Origin of the sequence: Pseudomonas trivialis, assembly GCF_001439805.1 — a bacterium.
GTDB classification, from domain to species: domain Bacteria; phylum Pseudomonadota; class Gammaproteobacteria; order Pseudomonadales; family Pseudomonadaceae; genus Aquipseudomonas; species Aquipseudomonas trivialis.
This window is the reverse complement of the sequence record NZ_JYLK01000006.1, coordinates 87,189-106,516: the sequence shown is the minus strand read 5'-3', so window position 1 is coordinate 106,516 and position 19,328 is coordinate 87,189. Positions and strand designations below refer to the sequence as shown.

16 protein-coding genes and 4 tRNA genes are annotated in these 19,328 nt (G+C 61.8%); 18 read left to right on the top strand and 2 right to left on the bottom strand.

The genetic code is table 11. The features are described from left to right. The first annotated feature begins 9 nt into the window (after nucleotides 1-9). The 9 genes from TU79_RS11250 (at nucleotide 10) to TU79_RS11210 (ending at nucleotide 5,177) form a co-directional block, all read left to right on the top strand. Nucleotides 10-85 (top strand) — tRNA-Ala (locus TU79_RS11250). 78 nt (nucleotides 86-163) lie between these two features. Then, nucleotides 164-239 (top strand) — tRNA-Glu (locus TU79_RS11245). Between the two features lie 49 nt (nucleotides 240-288). Further along, nucleotides 289-364 (top strand) — tRNA-Ala (locus TU79_RS11240). Between the two features lie 79 nt (nucleotides 365-443). Beyond that, nucleotides 444-519, top strand: a tRNA-Glu gene (locus TU79_RS11235). Nucleotides 520-701: 182 nt separating this feature from the next. Beyond that, nucleotides 702-1,241, top strand: coding sequence for a TetR/AcrR family transcriptional regulator (locus TU79_RS11230; RefSeq protein WP_057008039.1), 540 nt, complete (start codon nucleotides 702-704; stop codon nucleotides 1,239-1,241). Between the two features lie 38 nt (nucleotides 1,242-1,279). Next, a complete protein-coding gene (locus tag TU79_RS11225) occupies nucleotides 1,280-1,714 on the top strand; it encodes an acyl-CoA thioesterase (RefSeq protein ID WP_057008038.1) in 435 nt (144 codons plus the stop codon). Between the two features lie 55 nt (nucleotides 1,715-1,769). Further along, nucleotides 1,770-2,729: a tRNA dihydrouridine synthase gene (locus tag TU79_RS11220; RefSeq protein WP_057008037.1), complete on the top strand. Its 960-nt coding sequence runs from the start codon at nucleotides 1,770-1,772 to the stop codon at nucleotides 2,727-2,729. A 436-nt stretch (nucleotides 2,730-3,165) separates the two neighbouring features. Further along, the gene (locus TU79_RS11215) at nucleotides 3,166-4,215 is read left to right on the top strand and encodes a hypothetical protein (RefSeq protein ID WP_169793794.1); all 1,050 of its coding nucleotides are present in this window, start codon (nucleotides 3,166-3,168) and stop codon (nucleotides 4,213-4,215) included. A 113-nt stretch (nucleotides 4,216-4,328) separates the two neighbouring features. After that, nucleotides 4,329-5,177 (top strand): hypothetical protein, encoded by an 849-nt coding sequence (locus TU79_RS11210; RefSeq protein WP_231986855.1) that lies wholly within the window; start codon nucleotides 4,329-4,331, stop codon nucleotides 5,175-5,177. A 10-nt stretch (nucleotides 5,178-5,187) separates the two neighbouring features. Here the strand turns inward: TU79_RS11210 and TU79_RS11205 are convergent, their stop codons facing one another. Together TU79_RS11205 and TU79_RS11200 are read right to left on the bottom strand one after the other, a co-directional pair. Further along, nucleotides 5,188-7,305, bottom strand: a complete 2,118-nt coding sequence (locus tag TU79_RS11205; RefSeq protein ID WP_057008036.1) for a putative bifunctional diguanylate cyclase/phosphodiesterase — start codon at nucleotides 7,303-7,305, stop codon at nucleotides 5,188-5,190. A gap of 66 nt (nucleotides 7,306-7,371) precedes the next feature. Continuing rightward, entirely contained in the window at nucleotides 7,372-8,262 is an 891-nt protein-coding gene (locus TU79_RS11200; protein WP_057008035.1) for a LysR family transcriptional regulator, read from the bottom strand. 141 nt (nucleotides 8,263-8,403) lie between these two features. Here TU79_RS11200 and leuC point away from each other — a divergent pair, with 141 nt between their 5' ends. The 9 genes from leuC to TU79_RS11155 all read left to right on the top strand — a co-directional run bounded on the left by leuC (nucleotide 8,404) and on the right by TU79_RS11155 (nucleotide 19,267). Beyond that, the gene (gene leuC, locus TU79_RS11195; protein ID WP_057008034.1) at nucleotides 8,404-9,822 is read left to right on the top strand and encodes a 3-isopropylmalate dehydratase large subunit; all 1,419 of its coding nucleotides are present in this window, start codon (nucleotides 8,404-8,406) and stop codon (nucleotides 9,820-9,822) included. Nucleotides 9,823-9,832: 10 nt separating this feature from the next. Beyond that, a complete protein-coding gene (leuD, locus tag TU79_RS11190) occupies nucleotides 9,833-10,477 on the top strand; it encodes a 3-isopropylmalate dehydratase small subunit (protein WP_057008033.1) in 645 nt (214 codons plus the stop codon). 51 nt (nucleotides 10,478-10,528) lie between these two features. Continuing rightward, nucleotides 10,529-11,293, top strand: a complete 765-nt coding sequence (locus TU79_RS11185) for a class I SAM-dependent methyltransferase (protein WP_057008032.1) — start codon at nucleotides 10,529-10,531, stop codon at nucleotides 11,291-11,293. A 52-nt stretch (nucleotides 11,294-11,345) separates the two neighbouring features. Then, entirely contained in the window at nucleotides 11,346-12,428 is a 1,083-nt protein-coding gene (gene leuB / locus TU79_RS11180) for a 3-isopropylmalate dehydrogenase (RefSeq protein WP_057008031.1), read from the top strand. 64 nt (nucleotides 12,429-12,492) lie between these two features. Next, nucleotides 12,493-13,605 carry an aspartate-semialdehyde dehydrogenase gene (asd, locus tag TU79_RS11175; protein ID WP_003234328.1) on the top strand — a complete coding sequence of 371 codons (1,113 nt, stop codon included), beginning with the start codon at nucleotides 12,493-12,495 and terminating at the stop codon, nucleotides 13,603-13,605. Nucleotides 13,606-13,844: 239 nt separating this feature from the next. Further along, nucleotides 13,845-14,855, top strand: coding sequence for an aspartate-semialdehyde dehydrogenase (locus tag TU79_RS11170; RefSeq protein WP_057008030.1), 1,011 nt, complete (start codon nucleotides 13,845-13,847; stop codon nucleotides 14,853-14,855). Nucleotides 14,856-15,016: 161 nt separating this feature from the next. Continuing rightward, a complete protein-coding gene (locus TU79_RS11165) occupies nucleotides 15,017-17,584 on the top strand; it encodes a FimV/HubP family polar landmark protein (RefSeq protein ID WP_057008029.1) in 2,568 nt (855 codons plus the stop codon). Nucleotides 17,585-17,757: 173 nt separating this feature from the next. Beyond that, nucleotides 17,758-18,582: a tRNA pseudouridine(38-40) synthase TruA gene (gene truA, locus TU79_RS11160; RefSeq protein ID WP_057008028.1), complete on the top strand. Its 825-nt coding sequence runs from the start codon at nucleotides 17,758-17,760 to the stop codon at nucleotides 18,580-18,582. Nucleotides 18,583-18,646: 64 nt separating this feature from the next. Then, nucleotides 18,647-19,267: a phosphoribosylanthranilate isomerase gene (locus TU79_RS11155; RefSeq protein ID WP_057008027.1), complete on the top strand. Its 621-nt coding sequence runs from the start codon at nucleotides 18,647-18,649 to the stop codon at nucleotides 19,265-19,267. The last annotated feature ends 61 nt before the right edge of the window (nucleotides 19,268-19,328 follow it).

Sequence of the window (19,328 nt, the reverse complement as noted above, 5' to 3'; positions counted from 1 at the left end):
CACCGATGAGGGGCTATAGCTCAGCTGGGAGAGCGCTTGCATGGCATGCAAGAGGTCAACGGTTCGATCCCGTTTAGCTCCACCAATTTACAGGTTCAAGGCTTGGCCACACCGGTCTTGAATCGATCAGCACTCAGCGCTGATCTGTTGTACAGAAGGTTTTGTCCCCTTCGTCTAGTGGCCTAGGACACCGCCCTTTCACGGCGGTAACAGGGGTTCGAGTCCCCTAGGGGACGCCAGTTTCAACAAGCAGTTCGCAAGGTCTGCTGCGCCGCCAGGCGAAAAATCGGGGCTATAGCTCAGCTGGGAGAGCGCTTGCATGGCATGCAAGAGGTCAACGGTTCGATCCCGTTTAGCTCCACCAATCTACAGGTTCAAGGTCTGGCCACACCGGCCTTGAATCGATCAGCACTCAGCGCTGGTCTGTTGTACAGAAGGTTTGTGTCCCCTTCGTCTAGTGGCCTAGGACACCGCCCTTTCACGGCGGTAACAGGGGTTCGAGTCCCCTAGGGGACGCCACGATTACCCGCTCTGCGGGATTTTTAAGGGTCATTCAATTATTGAATGGCCCTTTTGTTTGTCTGGCGTTTGGTCAAATCTGCTGTTCATTCCTTTTCCTGCTCTGACCTGTTGTCGCGCTTCTCGCCTGGCCAGGTATTATTATGGTAATAATATCCAGCCCATGAGTGACGGAGCCTTTGATGAGCGATAAAAAAGCGCAAACCCGTGAACGTATTCTGCAAGCCGCCAGTGCTGCGTTGATCCAGCGCGGCCCGGCCGAGCCGAGTGTGGGCGAAGTCATGGGCGCGGCGGGGCTGACCGTCGGCGGTTTCTACGCGCACTTTGAAAGCAAGGACGCGTTGATGCTGGAGGCCTTTACTGCGTTGCTGGCCAGGCGTCGCGCGGCAATTGAGGATATCGATGGCCAACTCAGCGGCGAAGAGCGTCGCGGCCTGGCGGCGGCGTTCTACCTGTCGCGCAAGCATCGCGACTCCACCACGCAAGCCTGCCCGCTGCCGGCCACCGTGGGCGAAATGGGCCGCCTGCCGGATGAATTCCGCCAGGCGCTCAATGAGCACACGGAGCTGATGGCCGCTCAACTGGCCGCCAGCCCCGAAGACACCGACAAGGCCCTGGCGGGCATGGCCTTGATGATCGGTGGCCTGTCACTTGCACGCGCCCTTGGACCTGGCGAATTGTCGGATCGGGTGTTGCGCGCAGCGAAGTCGGCGGTGCGTTGATACACTGCTGCGCCGACATCAACCGACAGGAGCAAGGCATGGGCTGGGATCTGGCAACGCCGTTCATCATCGATCTGCAGGTCGGTCCCGAGGACATCGACGGCCTGGGGCACGCCAATAACGCGGTGTACGTAGCCTGGCTGGAGCGCAGCGCCTGGCGTCACTCCCAGCGCCTGGGGCTGGACCTCACCCAGTATCGCCGCCTGGACCGCGCCATGGCCGTGGTGCGTCATGAGATCGACTACCTGGCGGCCGGCTACGAAGGCGATGAACTGCAACTGGCCACCTGGATCGTCGACTGGGACCAGCGCCTGAAGATGACCCGCCGCTTCCAACTGGTGCGCCCGCGTGACGGTGCGACGCTGTTGCGCGCGCAAACCACCTTCGTCTGTATCGAGCTGTCCAGCGGCAAGCCCAAGCGCATGCCCAGTGAGTTTCTCGACGGTTACGGCCCCGCGCTGACCGGGGGTTAACGTTTCCTGCAGGAAACCCAGTAAACTGCGCCACGATTTTTGTTGAGTGTTTTCCATGCAAATTGCCCTGGCGCCCATGGAGGGGTTGGTCGACAACATCCTGCGTGACGTGCTGACCCGTGTCGGCGGGATCGACTGGTGCGTGACCGAGTTCATTCGCGTCAACGACCGCCTGCTCACCCCGGCCTATTTCCACAAACTTGCCCCGGAACTGCTGCAAGGTGCCCAAACGGCTGCAGGCGTGCCGCTGCGCGTGCAGTTGCTCGGTTCGGACCCTGTGTGCCTGGCGGAAAACGCTGCTTTGGCCTGTGAGCTGGGCTCGCAGGTGATCGACCTGAACTTCGGCTGCCCGGCCAAGACGGTCAACAAGTCGCGCGGCGGTGCGGTGCTGCTCAAGGAACCGGAGCTGCTCAACCGGATTGTCGAGCACGTGCGCCGCGCCGTCCCGGCGCACATCCCGGTGACCGCCAAGATGCGCCTGGGCTTCGACAGCCCGGATGGCGCGCTGGTGTGTGCCACCGCGCTGGCCGAGGGCGGCGCGGCGCATATCGTGGTGCATGCGCGCACCAAGACCGATGGCTACAAGCCGCCGGCTCATTGGGAATGGATCCCGCGGGTGCAGGACGTGGTCAGCGTGCCGGTGTTTGCCAATGGCGATATCTGGAGCGTCGAAGACTGGAAGCGTTGCCGCGAAATCAGTGGCGCCGAACACATCATGCTGGGTCGTGGCCTGGTCGCGCGCCCGGACCTGGCGCGGCAGATTGCCGCCGCGCGTGCCGGTGAGGACGTGGTGGAGATGTCCTGGACGCAGATGCAGCCGATGCTCCATGACTTCTGGCGCCAGTCGGTGGCGCAGTTGACGGAAAAGCAGGCGCCCGGTCGCTTGAAGCAGTGGTTGGCGATGCTGACGCGCAACTATCCGCAGGCGGTTGAGTTGTTCCACGCCCTGCGCCGCGAGACCGCATTGGACAAGGTGGCGGAGTTGATCGGTGTACAGCCTGCACTGAAAGATTAAGTTCATATTGATAACGTTTTAAAACACTAAATCAGGGGCGCTATTGGCGCTCCTTTTTTTTGAGCGTCTATAACTAGGCTCCTGCAGTTGTTTGCCGTGGGTTCGGCGGCTGGGTTCGCGCGCGCACTAACATGCGCGACGTTCGGTGGCAGGGCTTAATGATTACATGAGTTTAAAGTGTGACCTGCTTATTACTTTATATATCTGCGCCAGGGCTGTTTGCAGGCGCAAACGCTTTGATTTTGCTGGGAGCAGGACGCGGCAAAGTCTGATTGTTGATCTTGATTTCCTTATGTGATCGCGGATTTCTGGAACCCAATGCCGCTGCGCTCCACGAAAGTAGGGACTGCGAAGTGATGATGGTCACTTCCAGTCCCAGTCTATCGTTGCCGGTTTAAATGGTTATTGAGCCGGCGGCGCAACCCCCAGGAATGAGATGAATCAGATGTCCACTATATCCATGAATAATGTTGCGGGTTTCAAGTCGGATCTTAATGCGAACAACGAGGCGGCAGCGCAGAGTCCGAAAGAGTTGGAAAAGCCGGTCAATAACCTCGGGTTTGTTCCAAAAAGCAACACCTCGCAGAGTTTCGATAATGCCGAGAGCGGCGACAGGCAAGTTACCGTTAGTGCCGATGCCTTGGACAAAATGCTGGAAATGTTCGAGCTGGTTCTGAAAGCAATGCGCAACTTCCTGTCCGGCTGGGGCGGCAGTTCAAAGTTGCCGGTTGATGTGAAGAGTCCACCGGTAACGTCGGTGAAACCGGATGTCCAGATGAGAGCTGGCGCTGAAGGTCGTGTGCTGGTGGACGTTAAAGACGCTGACAGCCAAACGCCGCCTGCGAATGATGAACCGGTTGCAAAAGGCAAGCTTGGGATGCAGATACCGCCCTCCACTGACAGCTCGGTACTCGCAGCACAAGGCACTGAAAAAGACGCGCTGCTGAACGCTTCCGCCGATGGCGATGCGCAGGTGATGGTCATGCCGGATGGCAGCACCCAGGTGAACTTGACGCCCGAGAGCGGCAAACAGTACAGAATCAGCCTGGCTGCCGGCGTTCAGGTCAAGGTGACTTCCCATGATGGGTCGACTACAGCCTCGTCGATCAAGCCACGATTGATTATCGACGAGGCAAAGGTCGATGAGCCCAGTGGCGCAGCCTTGATCACTGAAACCAGGACCGCGAGCCAGTTGCGCGCCGAGGCGAAAACCCTTGCAGCGACGCCGAGTGCGTTCAAAACAGAGGCGGAGATGAAGGCGGACGCAGAAGGGAAGGTCGATACCGTGCTGGACGCGGGGGCGCAAACGACGACCGCAACAGAGGCAAAGCATGAGCATGAGCATGAGCATGAGCACGCAACGGCTGCGCACAAGGATGTTGAACTTGAGACCACCGCAAAGGCTGACAGCGAGATCAAGGCTCGTCCAGGTATCACGTCGCCTGCTCCAGCCGCTGGACGTCCGATCTTTGGACGTTTTGGCTGAGACCCTCGGCACGCTATGTCGATACAGCCTCATAGATGTCTTTACTAGCTAATGGCTGACCAAGACTCCCCGACTGCCCATGCAGTTGGGGAGACGCGTTCAAGGCAGGGTCCATGTATTCAATCTTCAATACGCGCGCAGCAGGCTTCAGCGATGAGTATTACCGTGCGGTTCCGGACGTGTGCAGCGTTGTCCGCCACGCGCCTGAGCACGTTTATCAGCGTTACGTTTATCCTGGGCCTTCGTGGCTATTCGTACAGCGCAGCCGCGAGTGTTGCCGGCTTGCCGGGAACGGCTTGCACCTGGGGAGCTTCTTCGGGACGGTGGTGAACCAATGGCTGGGTGTCAGCGCAAGCGTGGAACTGTCCCCGCACTTGTCCACAAAAGCCGTTGGCGAACAGCCCGATGATATCTGGCGCGGTTTTCGCCAGGGCAATCAGGGCAACTGCGTCACGGTGGCAGCAATCAAGGTGGCCATGGTTCGGTTCGGCCAGAGCCCCAGAAGTATTTTCGAAAGGGTTCAGAGAACGGCGCGCGGCTATGACGTGACGCTGCGGGACGGCTATACGCTCAGTGTGTCCAATCGGGAGTTGTCACAAGCCGCCCGCGAATCCCGCTTCAAAGGCGTGGATGCCGGAATGCTCAAGGATGCCAACTTTCTGTTTGCCGTCAGCGCCAAGCGCGCGCAGCAGCAAAACAACGACGGCACGGCGGGCGCCAGCTTCAGCGCGGCCATCAACAGCCTCAACGAGGGTGAGGACGAGCTGGAAACCGGCGAAGCGCTCAAGCGCCTGGGTTTGAGCCGCTATGTGAGAAAAACCTCAGTCGAGGCCTTGGCCGCCGGCCAGTTAGGCATGATCAACACCCGCACCCATTCGGTTGCGGTGATTGGCGGACATGAAGAACTGTGGGGCCGCAGGGGGGGCTGGCCAAGGACTGGCGAAGCGGTCGCACTGGTGTGAGAGGCGTGCGCTACATCAACAGCGTCCTGAACCGCTCGATCGGCAACGGTCGGCTGTGCAGGTAACCCTGATACAGGTGGCAGCCCAGCCCTTGCAGGAACGCCAATTGTTCCAGGGTTTCCACGCCCTCGGCGATCACCTCCAGGTTCAGGCTGCGCGCCATCGCCACAATCGCGCGGATGATTTCAGCGTCGTTGGGGTCGTGGGTTGCATCGCGCACGAATGATTGGTCGATTTTCAGTGCGTCCACCGGCAGGCGCTTGAGGTAGGTCAGGGATGAGTAACCGGTGCCGAAGTCATCCATGGCAAAGCTCACGCCGAGCTTTTTCAGGCGGCGCATTTTCAGCACCGTTTCATCCAGGTTCTGGATCACGATGCCTTCGGTGATTTCCAGTTTCAGCAGGCTGAACGGCAATTCATGCTGCTTGAGGCTGTGCTCCACCCGTTCCACAAAGTCGTTCTGGCGAAACTGCCGTGGGCTGATATTCACGCACAGGCTGAAACTCAGCGGGTCCACCAGGCCGTCAGCGATCAATTGCGCAAAATCTGCGCAGGCCTCATCGAGAATCCAGGTGCCCACCTCGAGGATCAGGCCGCTGTCTTCCAGTACCTTGATAAATTCGGCCGGCGACTGCGCGCCCAGTTGCGGATGCTGCCAGCGCACCAGGGCTTCGGCCCCGACGATGCGGCTGCCGCGCGCATCCACCTGGGGCTGGTAATGCACGCTGAACTCGCCGCGCGCGAGCGCCAGGCGCAGGTCGGTTTCCATGCGCAGGCGTTCGCTGGCGGCTTTTTGCATGCTGGTGTGAAACATCTGCGTAATGTTGCGCCCCGAGTCCTTGGCGCGGTAAAGCGCAATGTCGGCGCGCTTGAGCAGGTCGGCCGGGGTCGAGCCATGGTCGGGAATCAACGCCACACCAATGCTCGGTGTGACCTGCAGGCGGTGGCCGTCGAGGAACATCGGCTCCGAGAGCAAACGGCGCAATGTCTCGGCGAGATCCTGTACCTGCCGGCTGACCTGCGTGCGCGAACCTTCAAGGCCACTGAGCAGCACCACGAATTCGTCGCCACCCAGGCGCGCGACGGTGTCCTCCATGCGCACGCTGGCTTCCAGGCGTGCGGTGATCATTTTCAGCACGGTGTCGCCCACCGGGTGTCCGAGGGAGTCGTTGATATGCTTGAAATGGTCGAGGTCGAGAAACAGCAGAGCGCCGCGCAGGTCGTGGCGCTTGAGCAAGGCAATCTGCTGGCTCAGACGGTCCATCAGCAGCGCGCGGTTGGGCAGGTTGGTGAGGGGGTCGTGGTAGGCCAGGTGGCGAATCTGCGCCTGGGCGTTCTTCAGCAGGCTCACATCCCGCGCGGTCAGCAGCAGGCAGGGCGTTTCATTGAGGGTGATCGGCTCCACCGAGACTTCCACCGACAGCACGTCGCCGCGCCGGTTGTGCCAGAGCATTTCCAGATGATGAATGCGGCCCTTGATCGCGAGCTCCGCCAATAACGCCGAGCGCTGGTTTTCATCGGCCCAGATGCCGATTTGGTACAGCGTGAGGCCGATGGCCTCCTCGGCGCGGTAACCGGTCAGGCGGCAAAAGCCGTCATTGACCTCGACATACCGGCCGGTGTCGCGTTCGGTGATGGAGATTGCGTTGGGGCTGGCATGGAATACGCTAGCGAATTTTTCTTCGGAGGCAATGAGCCGTTGTTCGCGTTCGACCTGGTCGGTGATGTCCAGCAAGGTGCCGGCCATGCGCAACGGCGCGCCGTGTTCGTCGCGATACAGCCGGGCACGGCTTTCCAGGTAGCGCGCGCTGCCGTCTTCGAGGGGGACGCGGTAGATCAGTTGGTAGTTGCCGGCCGGGCCCTTGCGCAGAGTTCGGTAAGCGCTGCGCATGTTGTCGCGATCGGAATCGGGCATGCCCTCGAAAAATGCCTCGAAGGGCTCGTGGAACGGTTCGGGCGGCAAGCCATGCAGTTGAGCGGCGCGGGCCGAGCCATAGAGCATGCCGGTGGGAATGTGCCAGTCCCAGGTGCCCAGTTGCGCCGACTCCAGCGCCAGGTCGAGACGCTCCTGGCTGTCCTTGAGCGCCTGCTCGGCAGTGTTGTGCTCCGGGTCGACAGGGTTATGCATTATCAAAGGGCCTTGGCTCGATGGGCAGACAGCGCGGTTTTTTTCAAGACCCAAGGCCGCACGGTGTCATGCCGGTATCCCTGGCAGATCGACCTGTGCATCCAGCAGGCTCATGAAGGCTCGTGCAGCGTTCGACAGCGTCCTTTCGGTGTGCACGATGTAGCCTAGCTGGCGACTGAGCTGTATGCCCGGCAAAGCGATGCTCGTCACCTGATCATCGAGCATGGTGCGCGGCAGCACGCTCCAGGCCAGGCCGATGGAGACCATCATCTTGATGGTTTCCAGGTAGTTGGTGCTCATCGCGATGTTGGGCGTGAGGCCCTGGGCGCCGAACAACTTGCTGACAATATGATGGGTAAAGGTGTTGCCGCCGGGGAAAACCGCCGGGTGCCGTGCGATATCGGCCAGGCTCACACTGGTGTTGCCGGTGAGGCTGTGTTCCGGTGCCACCACAAAGTCCAGCGGGTCATCCCACACCGGCGTGGCGCGTACCAGATGATGAGGCGCGGGCGCCAGGGTGATCACGGCCACTTCGGCGCGGCCGTGGAGGATTTCCTCGTAAGCCACTTCCGAATCGAGGAACTGGATATCCAGCGCAACGTGGGGGTATTCACGGGTAAAGGCGCGCAGGATCGGCGGCAGGCGATGCAGGCCGATGTGGTGACTGGTGGCAAGGGTGAGGCGCCCGCTGACTTCGCCGGTAAGATTGGTGAGGGCGCGGCGGGTGTCGTCCAGCACATTGAGGATCTGATAGGCGCGCGGCAGCAAGGCCCGGCCCGCCTCGGTGAGGCCCACTTCACGGCCCAGGCGGTCGAACAGTCGTACGTTCAATTGTTGTTCCAGGCCGGCGATGCGTTTGCTGATGGCCGGCTGGGTCAGGTGCAGGCGTTCACCGGCACCGGAAAAGCTGCCGCTCTCGGCGATGGCGATAAAGGCATTGAGGTTGGCCAAGTCCATGGTGGTATTCCAGTTGGTAATCTAAAGCATAAAAATTATGAATTTGAGTTATTTAATGTAGCGCCATACCATCAGCCTCACAAGCCAAAGGGTTATTGAAAAAGCCTGGCATAGAGAAGCACCGCTGATGAGGACCGACTGATGGCCGGCAAAACGCTGTACGACAAGCTTTGGGATTCCCATGAAGTGAAACGTCGCGATGATGGATCGTCGCTGATCTACATCGACCGTCACATCATCCATGAAGTGACCTCGCCCCAAGCGTTCGAAGGCCTGCGGCTGGCCGGGCGCAAGCCCTGGCGCGTCGACTCGATCATCGCCACCCCCGATCACAACGTGCCGACCACCCCGGAACGCAAGGGCGGCATCGACGCAATTGCCGACACTGTGTCGCGTCTGCAGGTGCAGACCCTCGACGACTATTGCGACGAATACGGCATCACCGAATTCAAGATGAATGACGTGCGCCAGGGCATCGTCCACGTGATCGGCCCGGAGCAGGGCGCGACCTTGCCGGGCATGACCGTGGTCTGCGGTGACTCCCACACGTCCACCCACGGCGCGTTCGGCGCCCTGGCCCATGGCATCGGCACGTCCGAGGTGGAGCACGTGTTCGCCACTCAGTGCCTGGTCGCCAAAAAAATGAAGAACATGCTGGTGCGCGTCGAAGGCACATTGCCGTTCGGCGTGACGGCCAAGGACATCGTGCTTGCCGTGATCGGCAAGATCGGCACCGCCGGCGGTAACGGCCATGCCATCGAGTTCGCCGGCAGCGCGATTCGCGACCTGTCCATCGAAGGCCGCATGACCATCTGCAACATGTCCATCGAAGCCGGTGCCCGGGTGGGCATGGTGGCGGCGGATGAGAAAACCGTCGAGTACGTCAAGGGGCGTCCGTTCGCGCCTGCCGGCGCCGATTGGGATGCCGCCGTGGAAGCCTGGAAAGACCTGGTCTCCGACGCCGACGCGGTGTTCGACACCGTGGTCGAGCTGGACGCCACGCAGATCAAGCCGCAAGTGAGCTGGGGCACTTCGCCGGAAATGGTCCTGGCCGTCGACCAGAACGTGCCGGACCCGGCGCAGGAAGCCGACCTGGTCAAGCGCGGTTCCATCGAGCGCGCCTTGAAGTACATGGGTTTGAAGGCCAACCAGGCGATTACCGACATTCAGTTGGATCGCGTGTTCATCGGCTCCTGCACCAACTCGCGCATCGAAGACCTGCGCGCGGCGGCGGTGATCGCCAAGGGCCGCAAGGTGGCTTCGACCATCAAGCAGGCGATCGTGGTGCCGGGCTCGGGCCTGGTCAAGGCGCAAGCCGAAGCCGAAGGTCTGGACAAGATTTTCCTCGAAGCCGGTTTTGAATGGCGTGAGCCGGGCTGCTCGATGTGCCTGGCGATGAACCCGGACCGCCTGGAGTCGGGCGAGCACTGCGCGTCCACCTCCAACCGTAACTTCGAAGGCCGTCAGGGCGCCGGTGGGCGCACCCACCTGGTCAGTCCGGCCATGGCCGCTGCGGCCGCCGTCAACGGTCGTTTCATCGATGTTCGCGAATTGATCTGAGGAATTCCTGATGAGAGCTTTTACCCAACACACAGGTCTGGTCGCGCCGTTGGACCGTGCCAACGTGGACACCGACCAGATCATTCCCAAGCAGTTTCTGAAGTCGATCAAGCGCACGGGGTTCGGCCCCAACCTGTTCGACGAGTGGCGCTACCTGGATGTGGGCTACGCCTACCAGGACAACTCCAAGCGCCCGTTGAACAAGGATTTCGTGCTCAACGCCGAGCGTTATCAGGGCGCCAGCGTATTGCTGGCGCGGGAAAACTTCGGTTGCGGCTCCAGCCGTGAACACGCGCCGTGGGCCCTGGAAGAATATGGCTTTCGCAGCATCATCGCGCCGAGCTACGCCGACATCTTCTTCAACAACAGCTTCAAGAACGGGCTGCTGCCGATCATCCTCACCGATGCCGAAGTGGACGAGCTGTTCAAGCAGGTGGAGGCCGAGGTGGGTTATCAGTTGACCGTCGACCTGGCGGCACAGACGGTGACTCGTCCGGATGGCAAGGTGTATCACTTTGAGGTGGACGCGTTCCGCAAGCATTGCCTGATCAATGGCCTGGACGATATCGGCCTGACGTTGCAGGACGGCGATGCGATTGCCGCGTTCGAGAGCAAGCACCGGGCGAGCCAGCCGTGGCTGTTTCGTGATGCGTGAATTGATGTAGGCAGGGCCAGTGTAATACCACAACACCCAAGGACAGTTCCCATGACCCAGACCGCCCACACCCAAGTCGTGCAAAAACAATTCGGCGAGCAAGCCTCGGCCTACCTGAGCAGTGCCGTGCACGCCCAAGGCACCGAATTCGCGCTGCTGCAGGCCGAGCTGGCCGGGCAGGGCCATGCACGCCTGCTGGACCTGGGCTGCGGCGCCGGTCATGTCAGCTTTCATGTCGCGCCGCTGGTTAAAGACGTAGTGGCTTACGACCTGTCCCAGCAGATGCTTGATGTGGTGGCTGGCGCCGCAAAGGATCGTGGTTTTACCAATATCAGCACCGTCCACGGCGCCGCCGAACGCCTGCCGTTCGCCGATGGCGAGTTCGACTTCGTGTTCAGCCGCTATTCGGCGCACCACTGGAGCGACCTTGGCCTGGCCCTGCGCGAGGTGCGTCGCGTCCTCAAGCCGGGCGGGGTGGCGGCGTTCGTCGATGTGTTGTCGCCGGGCAGCCCATTGCTGGACACTTACCTGCAAACCGTCGAAGTGCTGCGCGACACCAGCCACGTGCGGGATTACTCGGCCGCCGAGTGGATGCGCCAGCTCAGCGAAGCCGGTTTGCACGTGCGCAGCAGCAGCCGTCAGCGCCTGCGTCTGGAATACACCTCGTGGGTTGAGCGCATGCGCACGCCGCCGGCCTTGCGTGCGGCCATCCTTGAGCTGCAACAGGCGATGGGCCAGGAAGTGCGCGATTACTACGAGATTCAAGCCGACGGCACCTTCAGCACCGATGTGCTGGTGGTGTGGGCCGAACGCTGATCCATTTTCCCGGCTTGCCTGCGGGCGGGTCGCATGATGAAACGAGGAACCCATGAGCAAGCAGATTCTGATTCTCCCTGGCGACGGTATTGGTCCGGAAATCATGGCCGAAGCGGTCAAGGTGCTGGAGTTGGCCAACAGCAAGTACAGCCTGGGCTTCGAACTGAGCCACGACGTGATCGGCGGCGCGGCCATCGACAAGCACGGTGTGCCCCTGGCCGACGAAACCCTGGACCGCGCCCGCGCGGCCGACGCCGTGCTGCTCGGCGCCGTGGGTGGGCCCAAGTGGGACAAGATCGAGCGCGACATCCGCCCCGAGCGCGGCCTGCTGAAGATCCGCGCGCAACTGGGCCTGTTCGGCAACCTGCGCCCAGCGATTCTTTACCCGCAACTGGCCGACGCTTCCAGTCTCAAGCCGGAAGTGGTGGCGGGTCTGGACATCCTTATCGTGCGTGAGTTGACCGGCGGTATTTACTTTGGCTCGCCACGGGGCGTGCGTGAGTTGGAGAACGGAGAGCGCCAGGCCTACGACACGCTGCCTTACAGCGAGAGCGAAATCCGTCGTATCGCCCGTGTCGGTTTCGACATGGCCCGCGTGCGTGGCAAGAAGGTCTGCTCGGTGGACAAGGCCAACGTGCTGGCTTCCAGCCAGCTGTGGCGTGAAATCGTCGAAGAAGTGGCCAAGGATTACCCGGACGTCGAACTGAGCCACATGTACGTCGATAACGCGGCCATGCAGCTGGTACGCGCGCCCAAGCAGTTTGACGTGATTGTCACCGACAATCTGTTCGGCGACATCCTGTCCGACCAGGCGTCGATGCTCACCGGTTCCATCGGCATGCTGCCGTCAGCGTCCCTGGACACTGATAACAAAGGCATGTACGAGCCGTGCCACGGTTCGGCGCCGGACATTGCGGGGCAGGGCATTGCCAACCCGCTGGCGACCATTCTGTCGGTGTCGATGATGTTGCGTTACAGCTTCAACCTGAGTGACGCGGCGGACGCTATCGAGAAAGCCGTCAGCCTGGTGCTGGACCAGGGGTTGCGCACCGGTGACATCTGGTCCCAGGGTTGCACCCGGGTCGGGACGCAAGAAATGGGCGACGCAGTAGTCGCCGCGCTGCGGAATCTGTAATCTCTCGGGCCCGCTTGCAGTTGTTGCTGCCAGGCGGCCCACTTTTTAACAAGGTGTAGTTGCGATGAAACGTGTAGGTCTGATCGGTTGGCGCGGTATGGTCGGTTCCGTGCTCATGCAGCGGATGCTGGAAGAGCAGGATTTCGATCTTATTGAGCCGGTGTTTTTCACCACTTCGAATGTGGGTGGCCAAGGCCCGTCCGTGGGCAAGGATATTGCCCCGCTCAAGGACGCCTACAGCATTGAAGAGCTGAAAACCCTCGACGTGATTCTGACCTGTCAGGGCGGCGACTACACCAGCGAAGTCTTCCCCAAGCTGCGTGAAGCAGGCTGGCAGGGCTACTGGATCGACGCGGCATCGAGCCTGCGCATGCAGGACGACGCCGTGATCATCCTCGACCCGGTCAACCGCAAGGTCATCGACCAGCAACTGGACGCCGGCACCAAGAACTACGTCGGTGGCAACTGCACCGTCAGCCTGATGCTGATGGGCCTGGGTGGCCTGTTCGAAGCCGGTCTGGTCGAGTGGATGAGTGCCATGACCTATCAGGCGGCGTCCGGCGCCGGCGCGCAGAACATGCGTGAGCTGATCAAGCAGATGGGCGCGACCCACGCTGCTGTCGCCGATCAACTGGCTGACCCGGCCAGCGCGATCCTCGATATCGACCGCCGTGTGGCCGACGCCATGCGCAGCGAGGCTTACCCGACCGAGAACTTCGGTGTGCCATTGGCCGGCAGCCTGATCCCGTGGATCGACAAGGAACTGCCGAACGGCCAGAGCCGCGAAGAGTGGAAGGCCCAGGCCGAGACCAACAAGATCCTCGGTCGCTTCAAAAGCCCGATCCCGGTGGATGGCATCTGCGTGCGGATCGGCGCCATGCGCTGCCACAGCCAGGCGCTGACCATCAAGCTGAACAAGGACGTGCCGATTGCCGATATCGAAGGGCTGATCAGCCAGCACAACCCGTGGGTCAAGCTGGTGCCGAACAACCGCGATATCAGCATGCAGGAGCTGAGTCCGACCAAGGTCACCGGCACCCTGAATGTACCAGTGGGCCGTCTGCGCAAGCTGAACATGGGCAGCCAGTTCCTTGGCGCGTTCACCGTGGGCGACCAGTTGCTGTGGGGCGCGGCAGAGCCGCTGCGTCGGATGTTGCGGATTCTGCTGGAGCGTTGATTGCTGTCGGATGTTGAAAACCCCGTGCCCTGGTGACAGGCGCGGGGTTTTTTATTGGCTTTGCGGGCCTCATCGGGAGCAAGCCCCCTTCCACATTTAACAGTGTTCACACATCGACATGTGGGAGGGAGATTGCTCCCGATAGGGCCATCAGCTTCACCACAGGACCCAGCCCAATTGCCTCACCCCCAGCCACCCGGTAAAGTGCCGCTCCCCCCGCAATGCCCGAGGCAGCTTCCATGACCCAGACCTTTGAAATCGCCGTGATCGGCGCCACCGGCACCGTTGGCGAGACCCTGGTGCAGATTCTCGAAGAGCTGGCATTCCCGGTCGGCACCTTGTATCTGCTGGCGGGCAGCAACTCTGCCGGTGCGTCGGTACCGTTTCGTGGCAAGAACGTGCGCGTGCGGGAAGTCGATGAGTTCGATTTCAGCAAGGCGCAGCTGGCGTTCTTCGCCGCCGGTCCGGCGGTAACCCTGGGTTTCGCCCCACGCGCCACCGCAGCCGGGTGTGCGGTGATCGATTTGTCCGGCGCGTTGCCGGCCGAACAGGCACCGCCCGTGGTGCCGGAAGCCAATGCCCACGTGCTGGAAGGCTTGCAGAAGCCCTTTCAGGTCAGCAGTCCCAGCCCATCCGCGACTAACCTCGCCGTGGTGCTGGCGCCGTTGCGTGGTCTGGTGGATATCCAGCGCGTCAGCGTCACTGCCAACCTGGCGGTGTCTGCCCTGGGCCGTGAAGCCGTCAGCGAACTCGCCCGGCAAACCGCCGAATTGTTGAATGTGCGTCCACTGGAGCCGGCTTTCTTTGACCGGCAAATGGCCTTTAACCTGCTGGCACAAGTCGGTAAGCCAGATGCGAAAGGTCATACAGACCTTGAGAAACGTCTGATACATGAACTGCGCGCAGTACTGGACACTCCGGCGCTGAAAGTTTCCGCCACCTGCGTTCAAGCTCCGGTGTTCTTTGGCGACAGCCTCACGGTCTCGTTGCAACTGGCGGCGCCGGTGGACCTCGCCGCCGTCAACCGTGCCCTCGAAGCCGCGCCGGGTATCGAGCTTGTGGAGGAGGGGGATTACCCCACCGCTGTGGGCGATGCGGTGGGGCAGGACGTGGTCTATGCAGGGCGCATTCGCGCAGGCGTGGACGACCCTGCGGAACTAAATATGTGGCTGACGTCAGATAACGTACGCAAGGGCGCAGCCCTGAATGCGGTGCAGTTGGCGCAGTTGTTGATAAAACGCCTTGTGTAAAAGATACTTGGCGGCAATTTGTAGATTGATTCTAACCAGGCGCTATGCTTGGTCGGAAGCGGCACAGAAGCGCGTCGGTAACCTATCGGCTCGCCATGCCTAATGGCAGCGGTTACCAACCTTCTCGCAAGCCGGGGAGTGTTCAGACAAAGGATGAGGCTATGGTTCAAGTTCGCAAACTGGTGTTAGCAATAGCGGCCGCCTCGGCGCTGTCTTCCGGTATGGCGCAAGCGCTGCAGCTGGGGGAGATGACCCTCAAGTCCAAGCTGAACCAGCCGCTGTCGGTGGACATCGAATTGCTTGATGTCGGTGGCCTCACCGCTTCCGAGATCACGCCAAGCCTGGCGTCCTCCCAGGCCTTCGTCGATGCGGGCGTGGATCGGCAGGCGTTTCTCGATGACCTGACGTTCACCCCGGTGATCAACCCCAATGGTCGCAGCGTAGTGCGGGTCACCTCCAGCAAGCCGTTGCCCGATTCCTACGTACGTTTCCTGTTGCAGGTGCAGTGGCCCAATGGCCGCTTGATGCGTGACTACAGCGTATTGCTCGACCCGGCCAAGTTCGATCAGGCAACGCCGGGCGCTGCGCCCGCACCGCGTCTGTCGGCGCCCGCCGGCAGCGCTCCGGCTGCCGCGCGCGCGTCGGCCCAGCACACCACCACATCCCGCGACACCCTGTGGGAAATCGCGCAGAAGAACCGCAACGGCGGCTCGGTGCAGCAGACCATGCTGGCCATTCAGGCGTTGAATCCTGACGCGTTCATCGATGGCAACATCAACCGCCTGAAGACCGGCCAGGTCCTGCGCCTGCCCGATGCCACCCAAAGTACCGCGCTGCCGCAACCCAAGGCGATTGCCGAGGTGCGCGCGCAGAACGAAGCCTGGCGCCAGGGCCGCCGCAGTGCGACCAATCAGCCCGCCGGCCGGCAGCAACTGGACGCCACCCGCCGCACCCAGGCAGGCACTGCCGCCGCGACCACCGACGCCAAGGACACCTTGAGCCTGGTCTCCGCCGAAGCCGCGCGCAAGGGCGCCAAGGGCAACGCCGGCGACAGCCAGGCCCTGGGCGAAAAACTGGCCGTGACCCAGGAACAGCTGGACACTACCCGTCGCGACAACGAAGAACTCAAGAGCCGTGCGGCCGACCTGCAAAGCCAGCTCGACAAGCTGCAAAAACTGATTCAACTGAAGAATGATCAACTGGCCAGGCTGCAGGCTGAAAAAGGCCAGCCGGCCACGGCGACGGCCGCGATGCCGGCCCAGTTGGCGGCTGATCCTGCTGCTCCCGACCCGGCGGCTGTGGATCCAGCGGCCGAATCGGCTGAAGCGGCTGCGCCCGAGTCCACTGCGACGCCAGCGGCACCCGCGGCTGCAACACCTGCGCCGGAAGTGATCACGCCGGATGCGACACCTGCCAGCACCGAAGGCAAGTTCAACGACCTGCTCACCAATCCCATCGTACTCGGCGTTATTGGCGGTGCGGCCGGCTTGCTGGTGCTGTTGTTACTGCTGCTGTGGGCGCGCCATCGCAATGCCCGGCTTGAAGAAGAAAAGCACCTGCGCATGGCCCGCGCCCTGGCCGAGGAGGCGGAGTTCACGTCGAGCATCGACCGTGACCTGCCCTCGGACAGTTTCGAAGGCCTGGAAGTCGCACCGCCGAGCGTCAAGCTGGCCCCCGCGCCTGCACCCGTTGTCGAACCGGTAGCCGTGCCAACGGTGGCTTCGGTGCTTTCGCCGTTGGCCGCCGCCGTCAATCCGACCAACGCCAGTGGTGCGTTGGCGCAAGCGCAATCCCACGTCGATCGTGGTCACTTGAACCAGGCGGCCGATGTGCTGGAGCAGGCGATCAAACGCGATCCCAAGCGCAGCGACCTGCGCCTGAAACTGATGGAAGTCTACGGCCTGCAGAACGACAAGGACGGGTTCGTGACGCAGGAACGTCAACTGGTGGCCACGGGTGAAAACCACGCCCAGGTCGAGCAGCTCAAATTGCGCTTCCCGGCCATGGCCGTTCTGGCGGCGGGCGTCAGTGCCGCGGTGGCGGCTGCGGCGCTCGATGCCCAATACGTCAAGGACCTGCTCGAAGAAAAGCCCGCGCCCGCGCCCGAGGCGTTGGCCGACGATTTCGACCTTAGCCTGGATGAGCTGGAAGCCGCTTCACCGGCGGTAGTTGCCGCCGATCAGCCGACGTTCGAATCGCTGTTGAAGCAACAGACCAACGACCAGGCCGCGTCGAATGAAGCCTCGGACTTCGATCTGCAACTGGATCCGCCGTCCTCGCAGGCCGATGACGACTTTCTTTCTGGCCTTGAAGACCAGATGAACGTTGAGCCGCCGGCCCTCAAACCCACTGCCGTGGATGACTTTGAGCTGCCGGAAGACTTCGATCTGTCCCTGGCCGATGAGCCTGAAGCGCCAACGGCGGCCAAGCCTGATGCATTTGCCTCGGAGCTGGACGATGTCAACGCTGAGCTTGATCGCCTGTCCCAGAGCCTGGAGCATCCGCCGATCGAGCCCACCTTCACTGCTGAAGACGCGGCGCTGGGCGATGACGAGCCGGAGTTCGACTTCCTCTCGGGCACTGATGAAGTCTCCACCAAGTTGGACCTAGCCCAGGCCTACATCGACATGGGCGATGCCGATGGCGCACGTGACATCCTGTCCGAAGTGCTGACCGAAGGCAGCGAAGAGCAGCGCAGCGAGGCCAAGGAAATGCTCGGTAGAATCTGAAGCTCGATGCAGGGGAAGTGTGGGAGGGGGGGGCTTGCCCCGTCCCACATTTGTATCAGCGTCCATTGCGAACAAAAGCGCCCCTGCTTCGTCCGTCGCCTTTATAATGCGCGCCTTTGCGCAACTCATCGGGCTCTCAGTTCTTGGCAAACATAGATAACGCGGCCGCCGAAATGGCGGCCGCAGGCTTTTACCGCATCGCTCTGGGCGTCGAATACAAGGGCTCGCGCTACCGCGGCTGGCAGCGCCAGGCGTCGGGTGTGCTGACAGTGCAGGAAACCCTGGAAAATGCGCTGTCCAAGGTCGCCGACTCGCCGGTGTCGCTGATGTGCGCCGGGCGTACCGACGCCGGTGTGCACGCCTGTGGTCAGGTGGTGCACTTCGATACCCAGGCCGAGCGCACCCTGAAGGCTTGGGTGATGGGCGCCAATATCAATCTGCCCCACGACGTCAGTGTGACCTGGGCCAAGGTCATGCCGGCGCATTTTCATGCGCGTTTCAAGGCCATCGCCCGGCGTTACCGCTATGTGATCTATAACGACCAGATCCGCCCGGCGCACTTCAATCAGGAAATCACCTGGAACCATCGTCCTCTGGATGCCGAGCGCATGGCCGAAGCCGCGCAGCACCTGGTGGGCGTGCATGATTTCAGCGCATTCCGCGCCGGCCAGTGCCAGGCCAAGTCACCGATCAAGGAAGTCCACCACCTGCGCGTCACCCGGCACGGCAAGATGATCGTGCTGGACATTCGCGCCGGGGCGTTCCTGCACCATATGGTGCGCAACATTGCGGGCGTTCTGATGACCATTGGCACCGGCGAGCGTCCGGTGGAGTGGGCCAGGGAGGTGCTGGAAAGCCGGGTTCGCCGCACGGGGGGTGTGACGGCTCATCCCTTCGGCCTGTATCTGGTGGGCGTGGAGTACCGCGACGAGTTCGAGCTGCCGGAGCGTTTCCTCGGGCCACACTTCCTCACAGGTTTCAGCGAACTTGGCGGCTGACGCCCGGAAAAGCTTTTGTTACCATCCGGGACTTTCTCGGTGCAATCCCTGAGGTTTCCAAGACATGTCAGCCGTTCGCAGCAAGATTTGCGGGATTACCCGCATGGAAGACGCGCTGGCGGCAGTCGAGGCGGGGGCGGATGCCATTGGTCTGGTGTTCTATGCCAAAAGTCCGCGTTCGGTGAGCGTATTGCAGGCACGGGCAATCATTGCCGCGCTGCCACCGTTCGTCACCACCGTCGGGCTGTTCGTGAATGCCAGCCGCTGCGAGCTTAACGAGACCCTCGATGCCGTGCCTCTGGATATGCTGCAGTTTCATGGCGACGAAAGCCCCGACGAATGCGAAAGCTATCAACGCCCGTATATCAAGGCGCTGCGGGTCAAGGCCGGTGATGACATTGCCGCCGCCTGTGCCGCTTATGCGGGCGCTCGCGGGATCCTGCTGGACACCTACGTCGAAGGCGTCCCGGGCGGCACGGGCGAAGCGTTCGACTGGTCGCTGATCCCGGAAGGGTTGAGCAAGCCGATTATTCTTGCCGGCGGCCTGAACTGCGCCAATGTCGCGGCGGCCATCGAACAGGTTCGGCCATACGCCGTGGATGTGAGCGGCGGAGTAGAACAGAGCAAGGGCATCAAGGATCACCACAAGATTCGCGCATTCATGCAGGCCGTGCGCGCGATGTGACGGCTGGCAGTCTGCCGCCGTCAGTAACTACCACTGTGTAATGCAGCATCGGCGCCCCCGC

Coding starts and splice junctions, on each gene's coding strand:
- TU79_RS11170 (WP_057008030.1), top strand. CDS start 13,845: ATGACCCAGACCTTTGAAATCGCCGTGATCGGCGCCACCGGCACCGTT.
- TU79_RS11230 (WP_057008039.1), top strand. CDS start 702: ATGAGCGATAAAAAAGCGCAAACCCGTGAACGTATTCTGCAAGCCGCC.
- TU79_RS11155 (WP_057008027.1), top strand. CDS start 18,647: ATGTCAGCCGTTCGCAGCAAGATTTGCGGGATTACCCGCATGGAAGAC.
- TU79_RS11210 (WP_231986855.1), top strand. CDS start 4,329: ATGTATTCAATCTTCAATACGCGCGCAGCAGGCTTCAGCGATGAGTAT.
- TU79_RS11165 (WP_057008029.1), top strand. CDS start 15,017: ATGGTTCAAGTTCGCAAACTGGTGTTAGCAATAGCGGCCGCCTCGGCG.
- TU79_RS11205 (WP_057008036.1), bottom strand. CDS start 7,305: ATGCATAACCCTGTCGACCCGGAGCACAACACTGCCGAGCAGGCGCTC.
- truA (WP_057008028.1), top strand. CDS start 17,758: ATGGCGGCCGCAGGCTTTTACCGCATCGCTCTGGGCGTCGAATACAAG.
- leuC (WP_057008034.1), top strand. CDS start 8,404: ATGGCCGGCAAAACGCTGTACGACAAGCTTTGGGATTCCCATGAAGTG.
- leuB (WP_057008031.1), top strand. CDS start 11,346: ATGAGCAAGCAGATTCTGATTCTCCCTGGCGACGGTATTGGTCCGGAA.
- TU79_RS11215 (WP_169793794.1), top strand. CDS start 3,166: ATGAATCAGATGTCCACTATATCCATGAATAATGTTGCGGGTTTCAAG.
- asd (WP_003234328.1), top strand. CDS start 12,493: ATGAAACGTGTAGGTCTGATCGGTTGGCGCGGTATGGTCGGTTCCGTG.
- TU79_RS11225 (WP_057008038.1), top strand. CDS start 1,280: ATGGGCTGGGATCTGGCAACGCCGTTCATCATCGATCTGCAGGTCGGT.
- TU79_RS11185 (WP_057008032.1), top strand. CDS start 10,529: ATGACCCAGACCGCCCACACCCAAGTCGTGCAAAAACAATTCGGCGAG.
- TU79_RS11220 (WP_057008037.1), top strand. CDS start 1,770: ATGCAAATTGCCCTGGCGCCCATGGAGGGGTTGGTCGACAACATCCTG.
- TU79_RS11200 (WP_057008035.1), bottom strand. CDS start 8,262: ATGGACTTGGCCAACCTCAATGCCTTTATCGCCATCGCCGAGAGCGGC.
- leuD (WP_057008033.1), top strand. CDS start 9,833: ATGAGAGCTTTTACCCAACACACAGGTCTGGTCGCGCCGTTGGACCGT.